Source organism: Geoanaerobacter pelophilus (genome assembly GCF_018476885.1).
GTDB classification, from domain to species: Bacteria; Desulfobacterota; Desulfuromonadia; order Geobacterales; family DSM-12255; genus Geoanaerobacter; species Geoanaerobacter pelophilus.
The window spans coordinates 147199-161693 of record NZ_JAHCVJ010000004.1 but is presented as its reverse complement, the minus strand read 5'-3'; the positions used below and the strand labels follow the sequence as shown (position 1 = coordinate 161693).

Sequence of the window (14495 nt, the reverse complement as noted above, 5' to 3'; positions counted from 1 at the left end):
GCGGGGCTGTCAGTTAGATACAAAACCGCAGAGGAGATCCGCAGCGTAGCGTGATCTCCTCTGCCGGTTTTGTGCGGGTAGTTAATTGTCAGAACCCGCCCTTTTTATTGTTTTACTCAAGCATCTTTCCTCATTGTTAGTGGGTTAATTACCGGCAAACTTTGCCTGCCTTTGGGCAGGCAGTAAAAATGGAAAAAAATTTTCCATTTTTACTGCCTGCTTAACTACTCGTTTATGTGGATGTTTTTGAAACATGTAAAATTTTTTTCCATTTTGAGGTGTCTTATATCTATTTGAAGTATCGACACTTTTAAAATCATGTAAAAAATTTTTCCATTTTGCCCCTCGAAAATGCCCCCATTTTTGCCGCAATTTTATTCCCGCAATCGCACTGCCCTCATTAAAGCAGCTACTGCTAAGGCTTTGTGCCAATTGGCACAATTGTTGATATAACATAGCTTCCGGTTTGGCGCAGTAGTAACTGTTTTAATTTATTGAGAAAATGCGATGAAGCGTTAAGCCGGAACCCATCGAGCAAGTTTTGTTTCTATGTTGATTCTGAGGGAGTTTTCTCCCTGTGATTTTTATTTGGAGGGCACCATGTTTCTCAGCCATTCTGCTGGCAATTCCCTGAAGTATGTCATCCTTTCCCTCAGTCTATTACTGGTATTGCTGTTCGGCGCTATTGCCCATGCAGAAGGCACCGATACCTCAGAGGGTGCAGAAACCCCCCTGCCCGACCTGTTCACCGGAACCCTGAATTACCGCATTCCCATTGACGTGCCGCCGGGTAGAAAAGGCATGACGCCGAGTGTTGTGCTTTCGTACAGGAGCACTAACGGCAATGGCTGGATCGGTGTCGGCTGGGACCTGGAACTGGGGGCGATAGAGCGGAATACAAAGGGTGGCATCAATTACAGCGGCAATGAATATGTTTTGCGCGAGGCGGAAGGCGGAACCGAGCTGGTTTATGCCGGCGTAGGAGAAGAGTATCGCGCAAAAATTGAAGGCCGTTTTTCGCGGATTGTAAGAATATCGAATGATATCTCTGCTGCTGGACCCTATTGGGAGGCAATTGATAAAAAGGGAACGCGTTATCGGTTTGGATTTCACAAAGGGAGTTCACGTCAATACGTTAATGAACCTAACGTTATGGATATGGATTTTAGATGGTATCTTGACAGGATTGTAGACGCAAACGACAATTATATCGACTTCGATTATGTAAAGTATGGTAATCAGATCTACTTAGAAAAAATACATTATACTGGCAATACCACGACCGGCCTCCTTCCTACCAACACCGTTATCTTTATCTTGGAAGATCAAGATCGTTACGATGCGCTGACCAGCTACACAACACTCTATCCAAGGGCTCAAAACGCCGCTCTTTATGCGGTAACCATTAAGAAACGGCTCAAGGCTATAGTGGTCAAGGCAAACAACGACACCGAATTCGTGAAGAAATATGAGCTTGGTTATACCGACGCGACAGCGCCCGGCAGCCAGTACAGCCCGTTGACCGGAATGTCGCTGCTCCGTTCGATAACCGAATACGGCAGCGACGGTACGGCCCATAAGCCGCCCATCACCTTTACCTACAATGAGCCGCAGGCCTGGACCATCCCAACTCCTGCGGTCAACTTGTCGTTACTGTCGTCGGCTAAAAAGGCAAATGCGTACTGTCTGTCCGGGCAATTTGCGGCCACAAACGATGTTGTCTGTTCAACCTCAGGCAATGATGACGGGTGGGATCTGAAAAGCGTTGTTTATAAAAATACCCTCACTAATTGGACGGCTGCGCGTCCGTCATCGCCGGTCATTCTCGGGGAGCAATGTTTCAGCGGCGACTTCAAGGGGGACGGTAAAACCGTCATCGCCTGTAATACTGACCCAAAAGGGGCAAGCAACACTTGGGTTATGGCTTCCATCGGCGAGACCTCTGTAGATACCTGGAAAAATGAATCCTGGGCGAACGGGCCAACTCCAGGTGTATCGCGGCAGTGTTTTCCCGGCGATTACAACGGGGATGGTAAAACCGATTTAGCGTGTTTTATCCCTGACGGCTATCAGACTGCGTGGCAACTGGCATTGTCGACCGGCAGCGGCTGGAGCACAAGCAAGCAGCCGTGGACCGATTATGGCACTCCCCTCTCTAATTGCCTGACCGGCGACTTCACCGGAGACGGCAAGACAGAGATAGCCTGCAACCAGAGTGGCACATCAAAATGGGACGTATATCGCAACGACCCTTATCGGGGGTGGGTTGGGGCTCCATGGGATGGTGGCGCGACTATGACAATCCCGCCGCTCAACCAGAAACCGGATTATTATCCGATTGGCGCCTACTGCCGTGCTGGTGATTTTAATGGCGATGCAAAAACGGATATCGCCTGTTATATCGAGTCTAAATGGAAGGTATTGCTGTCAACCGGCAACAGCTGGGATACGACATCGTTCACTGCCGGAGGGCCTGCACCGACAGTGCCGGTATATGACCATTGTCTTACCGGAAATTTCAACGGTGACGATAAAACGGATATTGCCTGCTACGTTTCCAGCAAATGGGAAATTGGCGCGTCTACCGGAAACGGTTGGATGACCCTTCCCTGGGACGGTAGCGGCCCTGCTTCCGGGAGTGTCGGCCAGCAATGTTTCCCAGTGGATTATACCGGCGACGGCAAGACCGATATTCTGTGTCTTGACGGGGCAAACTGGCTTAACAGCCATGCCGGTTCCGAACCGACCGACCTCCTTACCCGCATCAATAATGGCATTGGCGGTGCAACCAGCTTCAAGTATAAACCGTCCACTGATCTCCCTTTTGTCAAACTGCTGCTTGCCGAGGTATCGGTCAATGACGGCAACGGCACTAACAGCCCTGTTGCTTCGACAAACTATGTCTATGCCGGCGGTTATTACCATTCAGGGGCAAAAGAGTTTCGCGGTTTTAATCATGTGACCGTCACCGGTCCGGCAGGTGCAGATGGCGAACAGACCGTCACCGACACCTGGTTTCACCAGGGGAACAATACTGCAGTTGGAGCTGATGACCCAAAGGCAGCGATCGGTTTCATGAAGGGAAAACCGTACCTGACCAGGGTATCGGACAGCCAGGGTAACATATATTCGGAAATAGAAACGACCTACACTACCTACAGATCGGGGCCATACAATTTCAGCCCGGCAACTCGGGTGGAGAGTTTCAACTGCGACGGTCAGGCGCGAGGCCTGTGCAAGGGGGATCGCAGCGCGAGGTATACACGAACTGACTTTTTTTACGATGATTACCTTACTCCGGAACATAATGACTATGGCAATATTACCCGTGAAGACCATTATGGCGACGTCGAAAACCCGGGTAACGTTTTGCTCAACAAGACCATCGTAAGGGAGTTTGCCGAGAATACAGATGATGCCACCAGAAGCTGGCTTGTCGGATTTCCGGCATCCGAAACCGTTTATCAGGGGATCGGCAGCAGCGACGTCAACCTGATTCGCAAAACCGACTTCTACTACGATTCATATAAGAAAATGCCGGAGAAAGGAAACCTCGTCAGGGTGGAACGCTGGCTTAAGGGTGAAACAGCACTAAAGTCAAAAACCATGGCCTATGACAGCTATGGCAATCAAACTCGTTATTGTGATGAGAATAAGCCTAATTGCGGAATAGGCGAGTATAGCGAGACCGTTTATGACAACCAGACGGACCAAACCTTTCCTGTCTCCGTTATTTCTCCTCTGGTTAAAGTCGGCGGAGAGAAATTGACCTCGAGCTATACCTATTACGGTGTCAATGCCACTGGGACCAAAGGCCGCTTTGGCCAGCAGGCGAGCGTCACAGATGCCAACGGTCAGGCAACCACCACGGAATACGATATCTTCGGCAGAAAGAAGCGTGAGACCCGGCCGGACGGCTACTGGACAGATAACGATTACAATTCGTTCGGCACGGTCGGCTTCCAGCATATCTACACCTATGACCAGTTGGGGATGGGGAGTAGATCTTACTTCGATGGTCTGGGGCGGACGATCATGGTTCGCAAAAGCGGCCCGGACAACAAGGTGATTGTCACCACAACGGAATATGATGCGCGGGGCAAGGTCAAAAAGGTTTCGTTGCCGTATTTCGAAGATGACCGTGCCGCTGCAGTCTATCGAAGCTACCATTATGATCCCATCGGCCGGGTGACCCAGGTGGACAATCCTGACAACACCAATGTCCGGTACTGCTATAACGGCTTGTCCACCGTTATTATCGACGAGAACAACCACGGAAGGCGGGAGACCAGGGACATTCTCGGCAGGCTGGCAAAGGTTGAGGAATATACCGGCGATATGCCTGCCTGCGGCGCTTCTCTGGGGGCTCCCTATGCCACGACTGATTATGGTTACGATGTGCTCGGCAACCTGACTAGCGTTACCGTCGATGCCTCAAAGCCGGGTGAGCCTACTAACAAAAAGGTTACCAGTATCGAATACGACACCCTTGGCCGGAAAAAAAAGATGACTGACCCGGACATGGGGATCTGGGAATACGATTATTACGGAGACGGCACCCTCAAGGCGATGATAGATGCCAATCACAAGACAAACCGCCAAGCCATTACCTTTGATATCGACTACCTGAACCGGGTGACAGCCAAGCATTATCCGGCAGACTCGGCGATGACAAGCGTGACTTACGGCTACGACGGCGAAGGGACCGACTCTGCCAACCCCAAGGGGCGGCTTACCTCCATGACCGATGCCTCCGGCAAGACGGTATACCATTACGACGTCGTCGGTAGGGGGACCAAAACCGTTAGGACCGTGGGGGGCCACGATTACAGGATTGTGAAGGATTACGAAGGCGCTGGGCGGTTGCATAACATCCTCTATCCCGACGATGAGCTGGTCCACTACGAATACGACAATGCCGGCAATCTGTGGAAAGCGGGGAGCTATGCCGAGTTCAAGGATTACAACGCCCTCGGCCAACCGATGAAGATTAATTATGGCAACGGCGCTGCAACCGGCAACGGCGTAGTCACCGATTACACCTATCATCCGGGCAATTACCGGCTCGCTACGTTGAAGACCCGCAATGGGCAGGCCATTTTGATCGACCGGGAATACCTCTATGACTTGAAAGGGAATGTCACCGAGATTGCCGATAAGGTCTCAGACGTCAATCCGCTTATTACCGATTCCGTCAGCTACACCCTTGACCCGGCCCGCGCCCATGCCGTTTTATCTACCTCCACCGGCAGGATGTACAAGTACGACGCCAACGGCAACATGGAAACCGACGGATTCCGGACCCTGACCTACACCCCGGACAACATGCCGATAAGCGTTACCTCTTACGGCAGCACCATCTCTTTTGTGTATGACGGCAACGGCAAAAGGGTTAAGAAGACAGTCGGGGCAAGCTCCAGGATATACATCGACAACCTCCATGAATGCGCCACCAGCGACGGCTGCGGCAACTATATCTTTGCCAACAATACCCGAATTGCCTTCCACACCGGCGTCAAGACCTATTTCTACCATCCGGACCACTTGGGGAGCACGTCGATAGTTACCGATGCCGCCGGCAACCAGGTGGAATCGGTCCACTATGACCCGTTCGGCGAAACGGTGCAGGACAACGGCACCGAAAAAGTGCTACACAAGTTCACCGGCCAGGAGCAGGACTACGAAGTAGGCCTCTATAACTACGGCGCAAGGCTGTATGATCCGGAGATCGGCAGGTTCATCACGCCGGACAGCATCGTGCCGGATTACACCAACCCGCAGAGCTTGAACCGCTATGCGTACGTGCGGAACAACCCAATGAAGTTTGTTGATCCAACGGGGCATTTTGAATGGCAATTTTCGTTTAGTTCAATATTGGATTTTTTTACTGGGGAGAGCAGTGTCTCATACCGTAGTGGAAACCCACCGCCAAACCCCGAAGCGTCATTCTCAAGTGGAAGCAATAATCGTCAGACACAAATTACTTACGGTAATTTCCCGACACAAAATAATACTGACACAGCATCAAATGATTATGGGGCAAAAGGGCAAATGAGCTTTGAGGAGCCACCGCTAGTTTGTTGGGAACAGAATGTGGGCGGTAACGCAGGTACTAATGCTGAAGGGACAAATTCTAATGATGGCGCATGGACGTTTAGCGTTGGTGTCAGTGGAACATTAGGGGGGCAAATATTTCCAACATTCCCCGGTTTATATGGGGGCGGTGGTGTGAATGTGGGTGTGATCCCGTCAACTGGACAGGCATTTATGCAGTTCCAAGCTAATGGTATGACTGGAGCTGGCTATTTTGCTGGCATAGGGGTTTCTGGAATGGTAGGTCGTACCACTGGGAATATGCCAATATATAGTGTTGACAGAGCGTTACACGTAGAAGGAAATGCGGGATGGGGACCGTCTGCTGGATATTCTGTAGATAGAAATAGTGGATCAATATCAGCTGGCAAAGGATTAAGAGGTGGAGTCGGTTATGGTGTTATGCTTGGGGGCGGTATTTCTCAAGCTTTGACTATTGCTACACCCTCTTTATGGTGAATATATGAATAGGTTTAAAATGGAATTTTACTATTGGAAGACATTTAACCTAATTGCTCGTTTGGTTGGTTTCTTCTTTTGTTTGATAGGCACTTTAGTAAGTATTTGGGGTTTTATTCAGTTGTTATATCCTCAGATATCGGCAAAATCATTACCATCTGATGATATTCTGCTCAAATTTATACTAGCAATAGTTCCTCTCATATTTGTATGTTTGGGGTGGGCGATAATGAGATCAGAGGCATATTTCCCAAAACATATAAAAGTATGGATGCAAGAAGAGCGGATTAAAGAGAATAGATAGGTTGGAGGAGAGGATAATTAGCAGCATAAATCGATAGGGTTCCGCAGCAAGGTTGAGTCTTCATTCATTGCAAATTTGTTATGTCAAGTGGCCAATATAGCCAATCGCGAGGTCAATATGTTGAATAAGTTCATACTCAAGGCTCTCACCGCAGTTCTTACCCTGTGCGCAGTGAGCCTTATCTTTTCCGCCATCTCCTTTGCCGGAACCACCACCTACGTTTACGACGAAATGGACCGGTTGAGCGAAGTGCGCCTCGGCAACGGCAATGCGATTGCCTATGAATACGACAAAACCGGCAATCTGCGAGCGAAAAAGCCGACCGGGCCGAATGTTGTTACCATAACATCATCGGCATCCGCAGGCGGCAATATCTATCCACTCGGCCCGGTGCCAATGTTCATCGGGAGCCGCACCGAATTTACCATCGTCCCGGCAGCAGGGAACCGCATAGGTGATATTCTCGTGGACAACATTCGGATAGATGACAACATCATCATCGATAACACGGTTTATGGGGTAACCCTTTATCCTTTCGTCAGCGTTACCGGCAACCGCGAAATACACGTTAATTTCGTGCCGAATGCACCGTTTACCATAACAGCCACGTCCGGTGCCAATGGTACGATTACCCCCGGAACAAAGACCTTATACTACGGCAATGACCAGAAATATGACATTACCCCGGCAACCGGATACCATGTTGCCGACGTCCAGGTCGATGGCAGCTCCATCGGTCCGGTTACCAGTCATACCTTTAATAACATCACCGCGAATCACAGCATCTCGGCGACATTTGCCATAAACACCTACACCATCACCACCTCCCCTGGGAGCAACGGCACCATCACTCCGGTTTCACCGACCGTTGATTATAACAGTAGCCCGACGTTCACGATAACCCCTGCACTTGGCTACCATGTGAAGACATTAACGGTTGACGGGGCTCCCCTGAATATAAATGTAAATCCGGAATCAAGCGCCGCGATGACCCATACCTTTTCGAATGTGGCCGAAGAACACCGCATTGATGCGACCTTTGCGATAAATGAGTATCCGATCACCGTGAAGCAGGGGATTGGCACTATCAAGGTTGTGAAGCAGGGCACTGAAACTCTCTCTCCACCTGTTGTGTATGTCCCCTACGGTGAAAGCCAGACGTTCAACATTTATCACACGAACAGGTACAAGGCCGTCGGCGTCAAGATTAATGAAACAAAATATGACGGAGATTATACAAGCTACACCTTTAGCAATGTTACTGCTCGTCAAAGCTTGGAAGCCGTCTTCTCAAAGCTGCCGTGCTCGAATCCACCGGCCAGAATAGAAGGCACGGAATCATACTTCACCACCCTGCAGGCTGCCTATAACGCTGCGGCAAGCGGCGCGACGATCCAGACCCAGGCGGAGGTGTTTCCAGAAAACTTCACCGCTGCTAGAGATATCACCGTGACCATCAAAGGAGGGTATACCTGCGAATATGCGCCCGGTTCCTTTGCCGATTATACGATACTGCTAGGGGCAGAGAGGGTTACCCTCGGCACCGTCAACTTGGATAGTTTCAGAGTTTGCGACGCAGCAACCTGCAATATACAATGAACAATTTTCAGGAGCATAAAATGAAGCGGATTTTCTCGTTATTACTGGGGCTATTATGTGTATCCACCCATGCCTACGCCGTCAACGGTGATTTGAATGTCAGCGGCAATATAACTGCAGCGAGCGTTTCAGCGCCGCTTAACGGCAATGCCACTACCGCCACCAGCCTGGTTACCAGCCGCGGTACCATCACTACCAATGAAACCGGCACTTACGGCAACCTCCAGGTAAGCGGCAACAAAAACGGTTACTTTGGCATCCGGTCGTCCGACTTTGGCAGGACGTTCATGTTTAATGCTTCATACAGCGGTATTTACAAAGATTCAGCTTCGTGGTCTTGGTTTTTTGATGATAACGGGGTGTTAGGAGCTGGAACAGTGCCGGGGGCTAGAATTACCGGAACTGTTCCAGATGCTACTAATGCTGCGAAGGCCACCAATGCCGTAAACCTCAACGGCCAACCGGCAAGCTACTATCAGGCCGCTGCCACAGCCATCAATACCGGCAATATCGGGTCTCAGTCAGTGAGTTATGCGGCAAGCGCGGGTAGTGCTGCAAGTGCGACAAATGCTGGGCAGCTCAATTCCCAGCCGGGAAGCTTTTATCAGAACGCCAGTAATCTGAATGCCGGGGCAGTCCCTGCAACAGTGGCTACAGCAGGTTCAGTTATTGGGTATGCCAGTGCATCGACTGGATCAGTGGTGAAATGCAATGTGACCATTCCCAGAGACGACACTGTCCCACAGATAACTGAGGGGACACAGGTTTTGAGTGTGATATATGCAGCAAAACGGCCTAACTCAAGAATTGTAATCAGAGCCTATGTTCAAGGACAACCAACTAACGCAGGAACTACGGTATCGTCACTATTCCAGTCTGGTAGTTCAAACGCTATAGCCGCAGCGACACACACAGTTTCAGCGGACGGTAATTTCCCAGCGCCAATCGCGATCATGGGCGAATATTCACCCGGCTCAACAGACTCTGTGACATACTCATTGCGAGTTGGTCGAGGGGACGCAGGGCAAGTATTTTATGTAAATGGAACTAATGCAGGGTTAAGGGTTTTTGGCGGAGTTGCAGCTACATACATGACTGTAGAAGAAATAGCGCAATAGGGTTGTAAGGTATCTTTGCGCTTTGTAGTTTTAGAATTCTAAGGCAGTTGTCTGGAGGCGTTAACTTGAAGAGAATCAATTTGGTGTCAGCCGGGTTGTTGCTTATTGTTTCCCAAGCCCACGCGGGCAACGGTGATTTGAATGTCAGCGGCAATATAACTGCAGCGAGCGTTTCAGCGCCGCTTAACGGCAATGCCACTACCGCCACCAGCCTGGTTACCAGCCGCGGTACCATCACTACCAATGAAACCGGCACTTACGGCAACCTTCAGATCAGCGGCAACAAAAACGGTTACTTTGGCATCAGGTCGTCCGACTTTGGCAGGACGTTCATGTTCAGCCCCGCGGTGGCAGGTATCTACAAGGATTCTGGTGCATGGTCGTGGTATTTTGATGACAACGGTGTATTGGTGATAGGCTCGGTACCGGGTGGTAACGTAACCGGCACTGTTGCGAATGCCACTAATGCCGTAAACCTCAACGGCCAACCGGCAAGTTATTATCAGGCCGCCGCCACTGCCATCAATACCGGCAATATCGGGTCTCAGTCAGTGAGTTATGCGGCAAGCGCGGGTAGTGCTGCAAGTGCGACAAATGCTGGGCAGCTCAATTCCCAGCCGGGAAGCTTTTATCAGAACGCCAGTAATCTTTCAGTAGGAACCATCCCATGGCAACGTCAGCAGCCTGGCACTGTCATTCGCCGTTATTACAGTTCTATTGTGGGATCAAGAACCTACGTTTCGAATTTCTCCACTGTTGATACTGCTCCAACCCTTACAGCCGGAACTGAATTGTTCAGCCAAGCAATAAGCGCGAATAACGCAACGGACATTATTCGTGTTTCTGGTGTGTTAAATACACATTCTGCGTACGGAGGCACAGGCGTTGTGATCGGAGTTTTTGCAGGGAATAATCTGATAGGCGTCGTATCTAACGGATACACGACATCTGGACAAATAACCACAGAACTCACCCCTTTCAGCTTTGAGTTCTCTCCCGCAACAACAGGTTCGATCATTTATAGTGTTCGTGGGGGCGCATTCAATGCAGGTGGTACTTGGTATCTTAATGGCAGAACCGATACCGATGCAGGAGGGACTATTAGGAGCACATTTACCATTGAAGAGATTGTACAGTAACTGTTCCTCGATATGAGTACGGGTATACCCGGTTAACATGATTAGAAAATGGCTTAACTGTGCTATTGATTGGCCAGAAGTATTGTTAATGTCTACTGCTGTTACTTTTGTATATTATGAGAGGGGATAATGCAGAGAACTTTATTTGTTTTGGCCGTTGTTTTTGCTTTAGTGGCGCAAGTCTACGCCGGCAACGGTGATTTGAATGTCAGCGGCAATATAACTGCCGCGAGCGTCACCGCGCCGCTTAACGGCAATGCTACCAGTGCCACTACCGCTACTGCTGCCACCAGCCTGGTTACCAGCCGCGGTACCATTACTACCAATGAAACCGGCACTTACGGCAACCTCCAGGTAAGCGGCAACAAAAACGGTTACTTTGGCATCAGGTCGTCCGACTTTGGCAGGACGTTCATGTTCAGCACCGCGGCGGCAGGTATCTACAAGGATGCCGGTGCCTGGTCGTGGTATTTTGATGACAACGGGGTATTGGTAATAGGCTCGGTACCCGGTGTCAACGTAACCGGTACCGTTGCAAATGCAACGAATGCCGCAAACCTCAACGGCCAACCGTCAAGCTACTATCAGGCCGCCGCCACTGCCATCAATACCAGCAATATCGGGTCCCAGTCAGTGACTTACGCGGCAAACGCGGGTAGTGCTGCTAATGCCGTCAGTCTTAATTCCCAACCTGCAAGTTTCTATCAGAATGCCAGCAATCTGAATGCAGGCGCAGTGCCGCTTGATCGAATTTCTGTTTTTTTCGGGTATGCCCAGTCCAATACAACTTCTACGCAATCCTCAACAGCTACATGGACAAATTATGTTTCACGAACTATTACCAAGCAGAATGGGAATACTATACTGCTTGTGACTGCTCAGGGATTTGGGACAACCGGTAACTCGTTGGGTGGATTTATATGTATTGCCAAAAATGGAGTTCAACAGCTTGAATCTAAAATGGGACTGGCTCAAATGGGAGTAGGGAGCTACAATATAAGTGCTAACACCAGTACAATCTTGGCTGGAGTGCCGGCTGGAGCAGTTACAATTTCACTACAGTTGCTAAGTAATGGAGGGGGGTTCACATTCAATCAAGGTTCTTTGCAAATTATTGAAATGCCGGGAAACCCAATATAATAGGACATGCCATCTGAAACGAGTTTGACAATTACGTTTTAAGTAGAGTTCCCCCCATGGTTGTTTGAGAATACGAATATTCAATGGGTTGATTGTTGCAATCTACAAGGTAGTAATTCTGGTCCCATGCCTGTAACGAATGATACGGCATGGTGACCTCTCTTGCTTCTATGCAGAGGTAATAGCACCAGCCCGGACTCGTATTAGCAAAAAGCTGCCGAATAAATAAAACGACAAAGGGCGGTCCCTCAAGGAACCGCCCTTTGTCGTTGGGTCGCTGCTCTCTTATTTTTCTGGAGTTGCCGGTGCCGGGTCAGCTTTGGTGGGTTCTACCGTTGATGCCTCAAGCTTTTCAATGGTGACGGCATCAAGTGGGGTGCCGGTAATAAAGACCTTTGTATTGGGTGTTTTCAGGGTTACCAGGAAGCCGTCCAGCAGTTTCGGCTCGCCGGAGCCGTTCGGTAGGGTGAAGCGATGCTGTCCCGAGCTGAAGGCGAAGCCGAGTTGGCTCAAGAGCTGATTGGCCAGCGCTGGCAATCCAGACTGGTCGTCGAGCCTTACCACACTGTAACCAGCCATTTCCAGCAACCGCAACATGGTATATTCGTAAGGGTCTTTCCTGCAGGCAACCAATACGTAACGCTTGCCTGCAAGCTCCAGGTAATAATCAACCTTGATGCTGAAACTCTCAGGATTTTGCGGGCTGATGCTGCCGTCAATCACCCTGTCCTTGGCCCATTGCACGCCGAGGGCTGTCAATAACTGGTCCAGGGCCTGGTAGGGCGATGCTTCGGCAATGGATTTTACTGATAATAGTGGTTGCGGCGCAACAACCGGTCCCGGCGGTGCCGGTACAATCAGCGGTTGAACGGTCTCTGCCGGCGCTGCTTCGGTTGCGGGTGGTGCCTGCTGAGGAGCCTGCTTTTTCTCAGAGTGGTGGCGGTGGTGATGTTCTCTGGCCTGGCGCTCGGCCGGGATGACCAGCTTGCTGCCGACAGTCAGATTAGTGCTGCTGGAGAGATTGTTGATCCGCACCAGTTCCGGGATGCGCAGTTCTGCCTCCCGGTTGGAGAGGCCGAAGTCGCGCATCAGGATCTTGAACAGGTTGTCGCCCGATTTAACTGTGTATGTGGCCGCACTGCTCGCTTGGTGAGAGTTCTCTCCACTCTTTCCGGCAGGTTTGCGAGGCGATTCTTTCCTGTGTTTCGCAGGGGTCTGCTTCGGAGTGCCTTTAAACTTGTCGAGCTCCTTCAGGTCGATCTCGAATTGTGGTCCGGGACCTCCGGCAAATGCCAGGGAGTGTTCAGAGGCAATCAGGCAGGAGGTGACGCAGAGAAACAGCGTCGGCACCAGCAGTTTCCCTCCTGCGGTCAAGAGGTTTGCTTTAGTTGAGTTTAAAGGTTTACAGCTCATTTGGTGCCCTTGTCCTCAGTTTTGGATTCCTGCGTGCCGAAGTGGATGACAAAGGCCCGCAGCATGGTGTCTGCACGGTCTTTGTAGAGGATAACTTCCGCCGTTTTCGAGAGTTTACCTTTTTTTACCAGGTATTCACCCTTTAATTCCCGCGATTGAAGCCGGTAATCCCTGGTCTTGGCTATTTCCTGGATGGTTTTGGAGAAAAAGGCCGGGGAGATGCCGCTTGGCTGGCGATCCAGTACCTGTATGGCCTTGATGGTGTTGGCCTCGTGGAAGATCTTGAACTCTCTGGCGGACGAGGTGTAACGCATCCAGCCTGGATTGGCTCTGGAGTAGTTGCGATCAATGCCGGCTGCCGGGATGAACGATGGCAGGGGGGCGGTAAATTCCTGGGTGGCGGCAACGGTGGGCCGGGCATGCGAGGTTACCGCTGTCTGCACAACCTGCTTGGCAGGCTTTGTCGTGGTAGCTTTGCGGGCCTGTTTTGGTTTGGCGCTGTCTGAGCCGGATCTCAGGACCAGGGTCGCAGCCACGGCGATAATGGCAACAATGGCAACAACTGACAAAGCTATGGCCAGCCGTTTCTTTTCCCATTGGATGGGGGGCGGACTGCTGCTGAGAATGGTAGCCTGCGGCGCTGATGGGTCATTGGCGCCTTTTGTCTTGGCCGATTTGCTTCCGGAAGCGGCGTTCGGGGAGGTTGCCGTCTTGCTGGCCTTGGTGGTAGCAGCAGAAATCGAGACGCTGTCGGCGACATCCGGCAAAGCAACTTGTTGCGGATTCACATGGGTAAGAAGGTGTCGCTCCAAAGACCCCGGGGCGTTTTTCGTGAGCCCCAAGAGGTCGCCGATGATTTCCGATATTGCATCTGACAGTTCATTGTCCGAAACCCCGGTCAGTAATTCAATGTCGGCCGAGGAGTTTTCACTCCCCTCAATGCCATCGGTCAGCAGTACGATTTTTGTAGCAGCCGAACCGGTCTCTTCCTTGACATGCCGGACCAGGATAAATCCGGACAGGCCTGAAAGGCGATTTTGCAGGAACAGGATATCCGGGGCTTTGTCGGTTATTTCCGCCAGCCCCTGGTTCAGGCTGGTGGCGACTCTCAGCTTGCCGTCAGGGAGCTTGCCGGTAGCAGACAGGATATCATGCAGTCTTGTCTGGTCGGATATCAGAAGAATATCAATCATGGCCACGCATTCTAAAGGAGCGACTCCGGCTTGGCAA

At 50.7% G+C, this 14495-nt stretch carries 8 protein-coding genes; 5 read left to right on the top strand and 3 right to left on the bottom strand.

Annotated features, from left to right (window positions below):
- Window positions 1-144: 144 nt before the first annotated feature.
- Window positions 145-456, bottom strand: a complete 312-nt coding sequence (locus KI809_RS11265; protein ID WP_214171661.1) for a hypothetical protein — start codon at window positions 454-456, stop codon at window positions 145-147.
- A 144-nt stretch (window positions 457-600) separates the two neighbouring features.
- On the opposite strand from KI809_RS11265, the gene KI809_RS11260 reads away from it, so the two are divergent.
- From KI809_RS11260 to KI809_RS11240, 5 genes are all read left to right on the top strand, one after another.
- On the top strand, window positions 601-6552 hold the full coding sequence (locus tag KI809_RS11260) for an RHS repeat-associated core domain-containing protein (RefSeq protein ID WP_214171660.1): 5952 nt from the start codon (window positions 601-603) through the stop codon (window positions 6550-6552).
- Window positions 6553-6973: 421 nt separating this feature from the next.
- The gene (locus tag KI809_RS11255; RefSeq protein WP_214171659.1) at window positions 6974-8455 is read left to right on the top strand and encodes an InlB B-repeat-containing protein; all 1482 of its coding nucleotides are present in this window, start codon (window positions 6974-6976) and stop codon (window positions 8453-8455) included.
- A gap of 20 nt (window positions 8456-8475) precedes the next feature.
- Window positions 8476-9573: a hypothetical protein gene (locus KI809_RS11250; protein ID WP_214171658.1), complete on the top strand. Its 1098-nt coding sequence runs from the start codon at window positions 8476-8478 to the stop codon at window positions 9571-9573.
- Window positions 9574-9638: 65 nt separating this feature from the next.
- Window positions 9639-10712: a hypothetical protein gene (locus tag KI809_RS11245; protein ID WP_214171657.1), complete on the top strand. Its 1074-nt coding sequence runs from the start codon at window positions 9639-9641 to the stop codon at window positions 10710-10712.
- Between the two features lie 129 nt (window positions 10713-10841).
- Window positions 10842-11852 carry a hypothetical protein gene (locus KI809_RS11240; RefSeq protein ID WP_214171656.1) on the top strand — a complete coding sequence of 337 codons (1011 nt, stop codon included), beginning with the start codon at window positions 10842-10844 and terminating at the stop codon, window positions 11850-11852.
- Between the two features lie 285 nt (window positions 11853-12137).
- Here KI809_RS11240 and KI809_RS11235 read toward each other — a convergent pair whose 3' ends face one another.
- Window positions 12138-13202, bottom strand: a complete 1065-nt coding sequence (locus KI809_RS11235) for a LysM peptidoglycan-binding domain-containing protein (protein ID WP_214171655.1) — start codon at window positions 13200-13202, stop codon at window positions 12138-12140.
- A gap of 59 nt (window positions 13203-13261) precedes the next feature.
- On the bottom strand, window positions 13262-14458 hold the full coding sequence (locus KI809_RS11230) for a response regulator (RefSeq protein WP_214171654.1): 1197 nt from the start codon (window positions 14456-14458) through the stop codon (window positions 13262-13264).
- Between the last annotated feature and the right edge of the window lie 37 nt (window positions 14459-14495).

Excerpts from the sequence above, each read along its gene's own strand:
- KI809_RS11260 (WP_214171660.1), top strand. The coding sequence starts at position 601 with ATGTTTCTCAGCCATTCTGCTGGCAATTCCCTGAAGTATGTCATCCTT.
- KI809_RS11255 (WP_214171659.1), top strand. The coding sequence starts at position 6,974 with ATGTTGAATAAGTTCATACTCAAGGCTCTCACCGCAGTTCTTACCCTG.
- KI809_RS11250 (WP_214171658.1), top strand. The coding sequence starts at position 8,476 with ATGAAGCGGATTTTCTCGTTATTACTGGGGCTATTATGTGTATCCACC.
- KI809_RS11240 (WP_214171656.1), top strand. The coding sequence starts at position 10,842 with ATGCAGAGAACTTTATTTGTTTTGGCCGTTGTTTTTGCTTTAGTGGCG.
- KI809_RS11265 (WP_214171661.1), bottom strand. The coding sequence starts at position 456 with ATGTTATATCAACAATTGTGCCAATTGGCACAAAGCCTTAGCAGTAGC.
- KI809_RS11230 (WP_214171654.1), bottom strand. The coding sequence starts at position 14,458 with ATGATTGATATTCTTCTGATATCCGACCAGACAAGACTGCATGATATC.